The organism is Nostoc sp. (assembly GCF_054880495.1).
Map to the genome: position 1 here is coordinate 1 of NZ_JBTYKD010000296.1, position 13,115 is coordinate 13,115.

Genomic DNA, 13,115 nt, shown 5'->3' on the forward strand with positions numbered 1-13,115 from the left:
TGATTAATAATTGCAACATCAAAACGCCGACTAGCAGTAGTCTTGGCATTATTGGCTATAGTTGCAGTTATTTCCGTCTCCTGAAGACAGGTGATGATTATTTGTGCAAGTTCCTGGGGTTCTCCTGGTGTCACTAGAAAACCATTAAATCCATGTTCTACTAATTCTATTACACCCCCAGCTTTTGCTGCAACAACAGGTTTTCCACATAGCATTGCCTCTACAATCACTCTACCAAAGGGTTCTGGGGAAGTAGAGGTATGCGCCACCAAGTCACAAGCTGCCATTAACTGGGGAATATCAGAACGAAATCCAAAAAATTTAACGCGATTTTCTAGTCCGAGTTCGGCAACTTGTTGATGTAACTTTTGGACGTAATCTTGTTCGCCAAACAGTGCATCACCCACTAAAATTGCTGTCACCTCTTGCGGACATTGGGCAAGGGCATCAATTAAAATATGCTGTCCTTTCCAAGGTGCAAGACGGCTAAAGTGTCCAACTACAAATTTTCCTGACAATCCTAACTGTTCTTGTAATTTATTAATGTCAGATTCATCATTTTGATAATTTTTTATATCAAAGCCGTTATAGACAACTTCGATGAGGTTTGCGCATCCTCCTGCTTGCACAAAGGCTGTTTTACTAGCTTGGGAATTAGCAATTACTAATGATCCAAAACGATTCGCTAAGTTAATAGCGATGCGAAGATTAGTTTGGCTGAAATGTTCTGTGGAAAGAATATCATGTAAATGATAAACCAGAGGGCGACGACTGAAGAAACTTGCTAATGCTCCTATAACTAATGCTTTTTGGGTGTTGGCATAGATTAAATCGTATTCACGCGCTTTTTTAACTACCTTAGTAATCAAAGGTGCAACCTGTGCCAAACTCTTTAATCCTTGTAATAAACTGCTTTCTTTACAAACTTGGATTGCTTGAGTTGCAAGAACTTCTACTGGGATATGATTTTGCTGTAGTAAATCTTTAAATGTACCATCTGCAAATAAACCTACCAAAGCGCGATCGCCATATGGTTTAGCAATATCTATTAAACATAATTCGGCACCGCCCGGTTTACCGCTTTGATCTAGGAAAAGAATTCTCATTAAACCTCTATTTTATCTAATTTGACCCACGTAACGCGCCTAGCATTTATTTTATTAACTTGTTCAAGCTAATAAAATATTCCGTACTTGTTGGGCGATTTGATTCCAGTCATAGTGTGTGGTGGCGTATTGGCGACAGGCTTCGCGTGAAGGTATAGGAATATTTCCCAAAAGCACTTGCTCTAATTTTTCAGCAATAGCTGAGGCTTCGGTTGAAGTAGTAATTAAATCGGGTGAAAATTCTGATAAAATTTCTGGCATTCCCCCAACTGGAGTACATAAAACAGGAGTACCACAGGCTAGAGACTCGATTATTACTAATCCAAATCCTTCAAAAGATTGACTAGGCATAATAGTCAATTCAGCAGCTTGATAAGCAATAGGTAATTGCTCATCAGGTAGAAAGCCTAAAAATTTAACGTTGTCGTCTAGTCCTAATTCTGTAGCTTGTTGTTGTAGTGTAGCTTGGATGTGACCACGACCTGCGATCGCTAGCCAAACATCTGGTATTCTGGGCTTAATTATAGCTAGTGCCTGCAATAATTTGTCAACCCCAGTTCGATGTACTAAGCGGCGTGATGTAAATATAATCCGGCGATTACTAGGCCAGCCTAGCTGTTTACAAGCTTCGTGGGGTGATAAATTTGGTTGAAACCAGTTAATATCAACTCCACCAGGAATAACATTAATTTTGCTCCAGGGTACTTGATATTTATCATGTAAAATTTTGCCAAATGCTTTGCTCAAAACAATGAAGCGATCGCAGCGATTATAAGTGTTTTGTTCTATTAGCCAGTGTTTGATCAAAAGACTGAGGTTTTTATTAACAACCTCTTGCTGACTCTCAGAAGCCCAAGGTCCATGAAAGTTAAAAGTAACTGGTACTTCCTTTGGTAAAATATCTAAAATAGGAAAGCTATATAATGCAAAGTGCAAATTAATAGCATCTGGTTTGCTTGTTCTTGTTTTCTTAAAGTTAGCCCGAATTGACCATAATCTTTGCCAAATAGGACTATCGGGAGAAGCCAAATTAGTCAGCTTAATGGTTGAATTTAGTTCCGCCTCTGGTAAACCGACTCCACATAATTCAACCTGATCTTGATTTGCTGCTAATTTATGAGTTAGTTCATAAATATATCTTTCTAATCCTCCAGGGGTTTTGGGAAACCAGCCTAATCCAAGAGTAAGAATAGATGCCGATGCTGACATAAAACTTTCTTGTTTATTTTCCATCAATGTGTCTCCAATAAATGTATTAAAACTGTAGGGGCACAGCATTGCTGTGCCCCTACAGCGTGTTGTATCTCAATCAGAATTACTTGAATTTCCGAATACACATTACGAATAAGAGTTTTTGTAGAATACCAATTTATAAACTATTTATATACCAACGTCAACAAGGAATTAAAATCTGTGTTTTTATTAACCATATAATACTGACTATGACAGATATGATACTTATCAATCAACGAAGCTGAATGCTAGACAGCAAAAGGGATAAACTACTATAAACCAATAGATTATGTATTAATTTTCACTATTTGTTCTTTGGTAAAAGTAAATATTAATACATCAAGTTATAGTTTTTTAAGATATTAGCTGAAGTTTTAAATAACCATGTGATTTTTATAAAGTTTATGTAAATAGGATTTTTTGAATCTCAATTGATTGCTATTTATATATCAGATGTCGTTTTACCACATAAATTGGATCTTATCCAGTCAAAAATACTTCTATTCTGTGCGGATTTTCTCAACAATGATTGTATATAAATAATTAAAAGCTTAAAACTTATATGACAAATAAATTACTGACGCAGTTAGTAAAACTCCGTCACCAGTTCAATCAGCACATCAAAAAATTATCTAAGACTAGGTATTTACAAAGAAGTAAAACTTTCAACTTTTTACTTAGCCTAACTGTTGGAATCATTGTTACTACTCTTGGAATTACAACAGACTGGGCGACAACTGGAACATCCACGCTTACTTATAAAACATCGTGGATAGGTAATACTTTTGGCAGTGGAAATCTGCGGGTACAAAACAATATTGAGGCAATGTATGTTGCCCCTGATGGCACAGTTTATACCAACAGCCATTGGGATGAAGCGGGAATGGAGGCAGGAATATATAAGGATGGTAAAGTTATTGGTGCCCTTGGGGATACTCACGGCTGGAGTCGTGGTGGTGGCAAAGCGGTAACAGCAAATAGTAAATATGTTTACATTGGCATGACTCAAGGTTCGAGGGGCAAAACAAACGAAGATTACCCACCTGAAGGAACAACTTGGCATTCCGTTAGACGTTATGACTTGTCAGGAAAACCTGCGCCGTTTCCGAATGGGCGTGGCTGGGATAAAAGTATGTTGATTACCAGTACTAAAAGTGAAGTCACTGGATTAGCAACTGTGGAAAGTGAGTTATATGTGAGTGATTTTGCTGCTAACCGCATTCGTATTTATGATACTGATACGATGAAGGAACTCCGCAACTTTACCGTTGCTAATCCGGGAGCGATCGCAGTTGATCCACAAAAAAATCTGTGGATTATCCAAAGCAAAAATGGTAGTAATCCTGTAAACATTATACATTATTCTCAGAGTGGAAAGCAATTATCCCAACAGATTGCAGATATCGTCGAACCAACTGCGATCGCAATCGATCATCAAGGTAAGCTGTTAGTGGCAGAAAATGGGCCACGTCAGCAAATGTTGATTTATGACATCAAAGATCAGCCGGTGCAGGTGGGTAGTTTTGGCTGTAAGGGCGGTATCTATGTAGGAGTTCCTGGTGAAGTTCGAGATTTGAAACTTTATGGACTTACCGGAGTCGGTACAGATGCTTCAGGTAATATCTATATAAATAGTGATGGTTTCAACAAATCAGGAACAGATTTGCGGAAATTTTCACCATCGGGAAAACTGCTGTGGCGATCGCTGGGATTGATATTCGTCGATAATGCAGATGCCGATCCTAAAACTGATGGCATCGATTTATTCACCAAACAAGAACACTATCTGATGGATTACAGTAAGCCTGCTGGTAAGCAATGGACTTACAAAGGCTATACTTTAAATGCTTTCAAATATCCTCAAGATCCACGTCTGCATACATCGCCAGATGCAACCTTTGTTCGGCGCATCCAAGGGAAGCCGTTTTTGTTCCTCACAGATATGTATAGCAGCTTTCTGCAAATATATCGTTTTAATCCAGCCACAGATGGCCAAGTTGCCATCCCAGCCGGAATGTTTGTCGGTAGCAATGGCGCAGATAAAAAATTTCTCACCGGAAATTGGCCACCGCATCAACCAGAAAAAGGAGAGTGGATCTGGCGCGATCGCAACGGTAATGGGACATTTGAAAAGAACGAATATGATCGCAGCAAAGATTATCCCTATCTCGGCGGCTGGTGGGTAGACAGCAAAGGAGATGTTTGGAAAGCTTTGCGAACTCAAGATGGTACTGCTATCCGACACTATCCTTTACAGGGAATAGATCCTAAAGGCAACCCCATCTACAGCTATAGTTCGATGGAAAAGCAAACTACTCCCAGCATATTTAACGACTTGCGGCGGCTCGAATATTTCCCCCAAACAGATACCATGTATTTGTCAGGCTTCACAGTAGATCACCCCGCCTTCGGCGACGACACAGGAGTTGCTGGATCTGAGATTGCCCGTTTTGACAATTGGAGTCAAGGAAATCGGACTCCCCGGTGGCGAATTATGATTCCCTACGACAGCACCGGCAAACGCGAAGTTTCCACAGCTGCAATAAGTGTGGCAAAAGATTATGTCTTCGCCGTGACAGTTAAAACCGCAGAGGTATATGTCTACAATGCAAAGACGGGAGTGCAAGTACAACAGTTAAAACCAGGCCCAGAAGTTGGCAGCGAAAGTGGCTGGATTGATATACCCTACGGTATCCGCGCTTTTCGGCGTTCCAATGGTGAGTATCTGGTATTTGTGGAAGAGAATTGGAAAGGAAAGGTGATTATGTATCGGTTAGCAGAGTGAGTATTTACAGCAATTATGACATAACACAGCCTTGACTCTAAGCTTAACCCAGCCGCAGATCCCCGACTTCTCTAAGAAGTCGGGGATCTTGTTTCTCACGAATGATTCAGGATTGCTATATATACAAGAATATGTGATTAAATGTATTGCAGATTTAATAAAATAAAATGCTCCATGCGTCGAGACTCAATTTTTTACAAACTGTTTCAACAATCCCCCACTCTTTTATTTGAACTCTTGACAAATCCCCCAACAAATGCGGATGCTTATCGATTTGATTCGGTAGCTGTCAAGGAAACCAAATTTGAAATTGACGGGGTATTTCTCCCACCAGAAAGCGAGACTCCTGGAGTTGTATATTTTTGTGAGGTACAGTTTCAAAAAGATGAACAGCTTTATGAAAGAGTATTTGCAGAATCTTCACTATATTTCTACCGCAACCGCGCCAGATTTAACGACTGGCAAGCAGTTATAATTTATCCATCTCGCAATACTGAACAAAGTAACATTTACGCTCATCGGGGATTTCTCAATAGTAACCAAGTGCATCGGGTGTATTTGGATGAATTCGGGGATATTCGCCAATTACCTTTATGGGTAGCACTGATGGTACTAACTACGGTAGAGAAAGAACAAGCACCTGAAGAAGCAAGGTATTTGTTAACAAGAACTCGTCAAGAAGTACCATTAACAGCGAGTCGCGCCATACATAATAGAGATGGTAACGACGATCATGATGTACAGGTTTGAACAATTAAGCCAAGCGGAGGTAGAGTCTATTCTAGAAATAACACTACAGCAAACGCGAGTTTACCGAGAAATCAAGGCAGAAGGACGAGAAGAAGGACGAGAAGAAGGCCGACAAGAAGGACGAGAAGCGATGGCTAATGCTATTTCTCGACTATTGACTAAGCGGCTTGGAGAACTGTCTGACGAAATGCGCTCCTCCATTTCTGGTTTATCTTTGCCTGTTCTGGCAGATTTGAGCGATGCCTTGCTTGATTTTACTACCTTGGCTGATTTGCAATCTTGGCTACAAGGGCGAATAAATTAAACTACCTGTTGTTGCTTTTGAGTTAAATACATCGCAATTCCTTTCTCATAGTAAGCTGCTTCATTAATAAAAATAGGATAAACAGTAGACGCTCCCTCATAGAAAATATCTTTTCCTTCAAAAGTCAGAAACATTGGATCACCGGGATTCAGAGGTTGATAATCTCGAAACTGAAGCTGGGGATGAATCATGGCTTGAATCTCCCCGCGATCGCTTCTAGGATAATCGATAGTCCCAATGTATTGATAGAGTGTAAGCGTGAGCGTGCTGTTTATCTGCGGAATATTACCTTGGTTGCACCCTTCAAAATAGTCTAAAATTGCATAAATAAGCTGCTCTGTTTGATGAAATAATTCGGCGTTTAAAATATTTTGAGCCACAGCACCAACTTCTATAACAAAACCCAATTCGCACAAAGAACGGAGAAAACCACCTTCTCTAGATTCTTGATTAATAAAAATCTTTACCATTGGATTGATAGAACTTAAATAAGCGCCTAACCGAAGTAAGAAAGGATGCAGATCACAAAAAATCAGACTTAAAGCCATGTTGGCAGTTGTGCTGTGCAAATCAACAATTACATCCACAAAGGGCTGATTTTGTGGTTGCAATATCTGTAGAATTGCTTTTGCCCGCGTATCTTCGTAACTTGAGAGTTGGGGATTTTGCAAGCCTTGATTAGTGAAGCAACGATTTAAATCCTTATCAATGTATCGTTTGCCTGCTTCAATAGCTTTGAGATTGCCAAGTAATGCCAGAGTTTCAAAACTTGCTCTATTGATTAAATTAGGATGCTGCTGAAACATTTTGACTAAATATACTCCTGTTAACTCATTTCCGTGGTTTCCTCCAACGATCGCAACCCGTTCAATCTGACTCATAACAACCTCATATCTAAAAAACTTATAGGTGGACATTATAATGCTTCCCCTACGGTTATTGAGAATAATGCAAGATACAAGATAGAAGTATACCTTCTGCTGACTATATCTTGTAAAAGACTGACGCGATGTCTACGATGGTTACTGAGCTTGCCGTACCCTTCGGGAAGCAAGCTACGCGGAGCGTCTCGTAGAGAAGTACGGGCTACGCCTACGCTCCAAGTTCAACCCAAAATGTGATAACTGTTAAGCTGTTGGTTTTAGCACAAAAGGAGAGGAAATTTATGGGGGATAATTTTCAAGCGATGCCTCCGGTAGTCACTGAGCCAAGCGATGCCCTGAGCTTGTCAAAGGGTCGAAGTGCGGGCTACGTCTACGCTGAACTTTACAAAAACGCCCTCCTCAACGATGTCCTCCCGTTTTGGGAAAAACACTCTCTCGACTGGCAGCAAGGCGGCTATTTTACCTGTCTTGATCGCCAGGGACAAATTTATGATACAGACAAATTCATCTGGCTGCAAAACCGTCAAGTGTGGACTTTTTCCATGCTTTGCAACCAGCTAGAAAAACGCGAAAACTGGCTAAAAATTGCCAGCAATGGCGCTAATTTTCTCGCCCAACATGGCAGAGATAGTGATGGTAACTGGTACTTTGCCCTCACGCGTGAAGGGAAACCACTGGTTCAGCCTTACAATATCTTTTCTGATTGCTTTGCAGCGATGGCATTTAGTCAATATGCACTGGCTGGGGGCGAAGAATGGGCAAAGGATGTGGCAATGCAGGCTTACAACAACGTTTTACGCCGCAAAGACAACCCCAAGGGCAAATATAATAAAACTTATCCGGGTACACGCCCGATGAAATCATTGGCTGTACCGATGATTTTAGCCAACCTAACTCTAGAAATGGAATGGTTGCTGCCAAAAGAAACATTAGAGAATGTTTTAGCTGAGACTCAGGACGAAGTGATGACCGATTTTCTCGACCCAGAACGGGGACTAATGTATGAAAACGTTGCCCCTGACGGTTCCCACATTGATTGTTTTGAGGGACGGCTGATTAATCCCGGTCACGGCATTGAAGCGATGTGGTTTATTATGGATATCGCCCGTCGCCAAAACGATACTAAAACTATTAACCAAGCCGTTGATGTGGTGCTAAATATCCTAAATTTTGCTTGGGATAGCGAGTATGGTGGATTGTATTACTTTATGGATGCAGACGGTCATCCCCCACAACAATTGGAATGGGATCAAAAGCTGTGGTGGGTTCACCTAGAATCTATGGTTGCATTAGCGATGGGCTATCGTCTGACAGGGCGTGAGGTGTGTTGGGAATGGTATCAAAAGATGCATGATTACGCTTGGTCACACTTTGCTGATTCCGAGTACGGTGAGTGGTTTGGCTATCTGAATCGGCGTGGGGAAGTATTATTGAACCTTAAAGGTGGCAAATGGAAAGGATGTTTTCACGTCCCGCGTGCATTGTACCTATGTTGGCAGCAATTTGAGGCGATCGCTACTCCTTTGCAATAGACTTGTTGCAAAAATTCATGTTCATAACCACAACTTAAACTGTGGTAACGACAGCTTCAACATTAGTTATGAATGTATTAGTTGTGATAACAACAGTTTTAACATTCATAACGACAACTTAAGCTTTGGTAACAACAGCTTTAGCATTCATAACAACAGCTTCATCTGTGGTAACGACAGCTTTAAGATTACTTATGATTGTATTAGTTGTGGTAACAACAGCTTAAATTATTGCGATGCCTGCGGCGGTAAACAACGCAGTCAGTTTAATCTCTGTTAATGTACAAGTAAAAGTAGAATCATTGCCATTAGAAGGATGTCTCATGAATGCTGTGACACCTAAGCGATTTACAATCGCTGAATACCATCGATTAATTGAACTCGGATTTCTGACAGAGGCCAATCATATTGAATTAATTCGAGGAGAACTGATTCAAATGACAGCAAAAGGAACACCTCATACAGTTTGTAGTTCTATCCTATGCCGTCAATTGGATCGGCTTTTAGGTGATGAAGCAGTCATCCGTGGACAAGATCCCATCACCCTTCCTAATCAAAGTGAGCCTGAACCCGATGTTGTGATTGCACAAGGAAGAGATGAAGATTATCTTGCTCATCATCCCTATTCTGAAGATATTTTGTTAGTGATTGAAATTTCGGATAAAACTATAGATTATGATCAAACAACCAAGCTGTCATTGTATGCAGAAGCCGGAATTTGTCATTACTGGATTGTGAATTTGCCCGCCCGTCAACTTGAGCGATACAGCCAACCGTATCAAAATGCTCAAAGCAAGTTTAGCTATCTCAGCAAGCAGATTTCTCTATCTAACCAGTCAGTAACCATTCCTGGATTTGAAAATGCCTTATTAGACTTGATTCGGTTGTTTCCAGAGAGTAGTAGTGAATAATTTTGTGAGTGCGCTCGCCTAAATAAGTGTTGTAATTAGGTAAGTGCAAAGAATTAGAAGATAGTGTAGAGTGTGGTACAGTTTCTGTAACGCACCGAAAATCGGAAATGGTGTGTTAGGGTTTCACGCTAACGCACCTAATAAAAGTTTTTTTATGCTCGGAGAATTATTTGACGGTGTAGACTCTAGAACCGATCCACTTTGGATAGTCAAGTATTACTTTAATGCAATAGACGGTATCTCTTTCCCTTATGCAATCAATACTCTTCTGAAAGGTACTGGTTATGGTAATGAATATAATATGTGTGCATTTCCTTGCGAAGATGAGGATGATATCTTTGATGAAGTTCGCTTTAGCTTTCTGGATGAAGATGAAATAATAGTTTCTCAAGAGATATTTAAAAAATATCTCAAAATAGCGGCTGAAAGGTACATTGAACTTAATCCCGAAAGGGCAGATGAGGTTCAAAATATACTCAAAAAATTATCTGAATAGCACTAGCAAGTTAAGTAATTAGACAAACTAAAAAACCTCATGATTGAGGCTTTTTACTGCGTTAATTAGATTTTAACTGTCAACCTTGACATGAATTGCATAGAATACAGAGCATTCGTAGGGGCATAGCAATGCTCATTGGTGTCAACTTCAGCTGAAATCTTCTGACTGTATGAGTTTTGCCCTCACCCCCAGCCCCTCTCCCATATTGGGAGAGGGGAGAAAATTCTCCAGTTCCCCTTCTCCCATATTGGGAGAAGGGGTTAGGGGATGAGGGCAACTGTGGAACCCTTTTTTTGCCTGACTTCTACCTTAAGTTGATACGCATGAGCATTGCTGTGCCCTAACGTGTATTGCACTATACTAAACCTTTGCTACCTCATCAACTAACGCATCTGAAATCACAAATCCATTAGTAGCAAATTTGCCATTAGTGTCTAATGAATCAGGGTTAGGATAGATAAAATCTGCATTACCAATTTCAGGCAAAAGATGGTCATATAATTGCATCGCCTGTAAATAACCATTGATATTAGAAACTGCTGAATTATATGCTTCCATATTTCCTTCAACAACACTCAATAATCGGCGATTATTCGCAATTTTTTCTTCAGCTTCTTGTTCCAATGTTTTCTCTAAATAAGCACGCGCCTGTGGGTATTGCTGCAAAATTTCATCCGCTTGCTTATCTGCCATTGGTAACAACTGAATTTTTAGCGTTTGGTTAATAGTTTGACGGTAAGATTTACGAATAGTTTGGGAAACTTTTGGCTCAAAATCTAACTTCAATAATTGTCTAATTGCTGGCTCTGCTTCCACGATACTTTCAGCGTCGTAACCTTCAGAAGTTTGTGATAAAGTCTGGCGAAATTGATATATAGAAAAAGTGCCTTCATCGTAAAATCTCGGACTTTCTCGCACAAAGCGATCGCACTCTACACTAGCTGCACTCACTAATGCTTGAGTAACTACTTTTTCTAAAAGTCTGATCTGTTGTTCAATTCCGCCATCATGATCTAATAAACGATACAACTGGCGATAATATTCTGACTTGCGAATCTTTTCAATCAATCGCTGGAAATAATTTGCAACTACTTGCTGAGAAGATTCAACCAAAATATCTTCTAATTGATTTGCTAAGTAATAAAATGCCTCTACTAAAATAGCAATTAAAGGCGCGGTAGCGTTGCGAGGATGGCTGATAGTTGCACGTCGATAAGCATCAGCTACAGAAAAACTATCTAGTAACTCATCTAAACGGCGAATCATTCGTGATTGCAATTGCTTAAAATCTGCTTCAAAAGCATCACAGGAATTATTAATTATATGGTTAACTTCTTCTGTGATATGCTCACTAAATTCTCTACCGATGTGCTGTAGTTGCTGATTTAGGCGTTGCAACTCTTGCGCCTTCATCGCCTCAATTTCTTGGGGCTGACTATCTAAATTACGTTGGACACTCTGATAATGTTTTTTGAGTTTAATACAAACATCTTCCAAGTCATCAGCAAGATTTTTAAACAATTGCGGACGCTTTTCTTCAGCAAGATAGCGAGTAATAGCTGTGCGAAATTCATCAGTTCCACTATCATGAATTAGCTTTTCTATAAGTTCATTTCCCCAATCTCCCAGAATCCGCACATAATTTTGATTTGGGCTTTCAAAGCCGTTAACAGAGACACGGAATTTAGTGGAAGATAGTTTCCCTGAATTTACACAGTAGTTGTTAAACGCATAGACAAATTGTGGTGTTTCTTCTTTACCATCTGAACCTTTAATACTTTCTGCAAAAACAGAATCTAAACCAAATCTATCTCGTTGGCTTGTCTGTTTAATTTGGCTCCCGTAAAAGCCTAATAATCCACTGGTTTTATAAAGCTTGCTTGTATTGCGAAATTGTCCACTAATTAAATCGTCTAATCGTTGCCGTAGTTCGGTATTGTACCAAGTCTCATCGATTCGGTTGAAGATATAGAAAACGCGATCGCGTACTCCCCCATTCTGCCGCATTAATTCCAAAAGTTGTGTTTCTTCTTTTGTCATGTCACCCGCCGCAGCAGGTTTTAGCACACATACCACCGCCGAAGTATCAGGATGTTGAATTTTGGCATAAGTTAGCTGTGCATCTTTCTCTACTGGTGCATCTATACCCGGCGTGTCAATAATTACATTGCCATCTTGGAGAAGAGGATGATTACAGTAATATTCTATGCGCTTTAATACCGCACTATTACTACCACGACGGGCATATCCAGCCGCTTGTTTAAGGTTAGAAAAGTTAAATTGCTCCATTGAATACGTAGCATTATTAACCGTGTTGATGCGATCGCGGTTTGCTATATATCCCTCTAGCAATAACATTAACGCCTTCGCCTGTTTTGCACGTTCTGATTTACTCTCACCACCCTCTTGCTGAATAATCGCTTCAGAACCTTGACGTAGCAAGTTAATTACATCAGCTTGGTTGATATTAGCTACTGACTTAAATCCTAGCTGCTGACACAAATAAACTGCTTGTTCTCGAATCTCTGCTTCACTTAAAAACGTTAAAACAACACGTTCTTTATCTACTTCTGCATACTCGATTTTGCATTCTGTACCTGTGGCGTGTCCCTCTGCACTGTACAGTAATTCTCTCTCCAATAGTGCATTGATTAGCATTGATTTACCGGCACTAAACGCACCCGCAAACACAATCTCAAATTTGGGAGAAATCGCCTTACTTAAAGAAGTTTGTACAGGTGTAATATCTTGGGAACGTAGCGTTGGTTCTTGTTGTAAAAGTTGTAATATCGACTCAACCTGCTCTTTCAAATTTTGGCACTGAAGCGGTAAATCTGACATATTCAGCATCCTGACAATATATATGTATATATTATTAATATTTATTGTCTTGATGGTTCAGTATAATTTCTAAGATATTTTCTCCGGTTTAGTTGCTGGATATCACTTAAGCCAATGCGCTGGGGTTAAGAAACCTCACCCTGGTTCTGCCATGCAAAACCTGTCCCTCTCCTTACCAAGGAGAGGGATGTCCATTACGATACAATACTGCGTAGGTTTTGGCTAAAAATAAAAATGTGTAGGTTGGGTTTTGTTCCTCAACCCAACATT

Annotated in this window: 8 protein-coding genes and 1 pseudogene; 5 read left to right on the forward strand and 4 right to left on the reverse strand. The window is 40.0% G+C overall.

Going from position 1 to position 13,115, the window contains the following annotated elements; translation table 11 throughout:
* Together ACYTXL_RS25730 and ACYTXL_RS25735 are read right to left on the reverse strand one after the other, a co-directional pair.
* A partial coding sequence (locus ACYTXL_RS25730; RefSeq protein WP_461927168.1) for a glycosyltransferase family 4 protein occupies positions 1-1,106 on the reverse strand: 1,106 nt, incomplete at its 3' end.
* 63 nt (positions 1,107-1,169) lie between these two features.
* The gene (locus ACYTXL_RS25735) at positions 1,170-2,339 is read right to left on the reverse strand and encodes a glycosyltransferase family 4 protein (RefSeq protein ID WP_461927169.1); all 1,170 of its coding nucleotides are present in this window, start codon (positions 2,337-2,339) and stop codon (positions 1,170-1,172) included.
* 562 nt (positions 2,340-2,901) lie between these two features.
* Between ACYTXL_RS25735 and ACYTXL_RS25740 the strand changes: the two genes are divergently transcribed.
* Together ACYTXL_RS25740 and ACYTXL_RS25745 are read left to right on the forward strand one after the other, a co-directional pair.
* Positions 2,902-5,124, forward strand: a complete 2,223-nt coding sequence (locus tag ACYTXL_RS25740) for an NHL repeat-containing protein (RefSeq protein ID WP_461927170.1) — start codon at positions 2,902-2,904, stop codon at positions 5,122-5,124.
* Positions 5,125-5,298: 174 nt separating this feature from the next.
* Positions 5,299-6,178 (forward strand): annotated as a pseudogene (locus tag ACYTXL_RS25745) (Rpn family recombination-promoting nuclease/putative transposase).
* On the opposite strand, the gene ACYTXL_RS25750 reads toward ACYTXL_RS25745, so the two are convergent.
* Positions 6,175-7,059 carry an aspartoacylase gene (locus ACYTXL_RS25750; RefSeq protein ID WP_461927171.1) on the reverse strand — a complete coding sequence of 295 codons (885 nt, stop codon included), beginning with the start codon at positions 7,057-7,059 and terminating at the stop codon, positions 6,175-6,177. The pseudogene ACYTXL_RS25745 and the gene ACYTXL_RS25750 sit on opposite strands and share 4 nt — an antisense overlap.
* A 284-nt stretch (positions 7,060-7,343) precedes the next feature.
* Here ACYTXL_RS25750 and ACYTXL_RS25755 point away from each other — a divergent pair, with 284 nt between their 5' ends.
* The 3 genes from ACYTXL_RS25755 (at position 7,344) to cdiI (ending at position 10,001) form a co-directional block, all read left to right on the forward strand.
* On the forward strand, positions 7,344-8,594 hold the full coding sequence (locus tag ACYTXL_RS25755) for a n-acyl-d-glucosamine 2-epimerase (RefSeq protein ID WP_461927172.1): 1,251 nt from the start codon (positions 7,344-7,346) through the stop codon (positions 8,592-8,594).
* 323 nt (positions 8,595-8,917) lie between these two features.
* Positions 8,918-9,505 (forward strand): Uma2 family endonuclease, encoded by a 588-nt coding sequence (locus ACYTXL_RS25760; protein WP_461927201.1) that lies wholly within the window; start codon positions 8,918-8,920, stop codon positions 9,503-9,505.
* Between the two features lie 154 nt (positions 9,506-9,659).
* Positions 9,660-10,001 carry a ribonuclease toxin immunity protein CdiI gene (gene cdiI, locus ACYTXL_RS25765; RefSeq protein WP_461927173.1) on the forward strand — a complete coding sequence of 114 codons (342 nt, stop codon included), beginning with the start codon at positions 9,660-9,662 and terminating at the stop codon, positions 9,999-10,001.
* Between the two features lie 363 nt (positions 10,002-10,364).
* On the opposite strand, the gene ACYTXL_RS25770 is transcribed toward cdiI, so the two are convergent.
* A complete protein-coding gene (locus tag ACYTXL_RS25770) occupies positions 10,365-12,845 on the reverse strand; it encodes a dynamin family protein (RefSeq protein ID WP_461927174.1) in 2,481 nt (826 codons plus the stop codon).
* Positions 12,846-13,115: the final 270 nt, after the last annotated feature.

Coding starts and splice junctions, on each gene's coding strand:
- ACYTXL_RS25735 (WP_461927169.1), bottom strand. CDS start 2,339: ATGGAAAATAAACAAGAAAGTTTTATGTCAGCATCGGCATCTATTCTT.
- ACYTXL_RS25760 (WP_461927201.1), top strand. CDS start 8,918: ATGAATGCTGTGACACCTAAGCGATTTACAATCGCTGAATACCATCGA.
- cdiI (WP_461927173.1), top strand. CDS start 9,660: ATGCTCGGAGAATTATTTGACGGTGTAGACTCTAGAACCGATCCACTT.
- ACYTXL_RS25770 (WP_461927174.1), bottom strand. CDS start 12,845: ATGTCAGATTTACCGCTTCAGTGCCAAAATTTGAAAGAGCAGGTTGAG.
- ACYTXL_RS25740 (WP_461927170.1), top strand. CDS start 2,902: ATGACAAATAAATTACTGACGCAGTTAGTAAAACTCCGTCACCAGTTC.
- ACYTXL_RS25755 (WP_461927172.1), top strand. CDS start 7,344: ATGGGGGATAATTTTCAAGCGATGCCTCCGGTAGTCACTGAGCCAAGC.
- ACYTXL_RS25750 (WP_461927171.1), bottom strand. CDS start 7,059: ATGAGTCAGATTGAACGGGTTGCGATCGTTGGAGGAAACCACGGAAAT.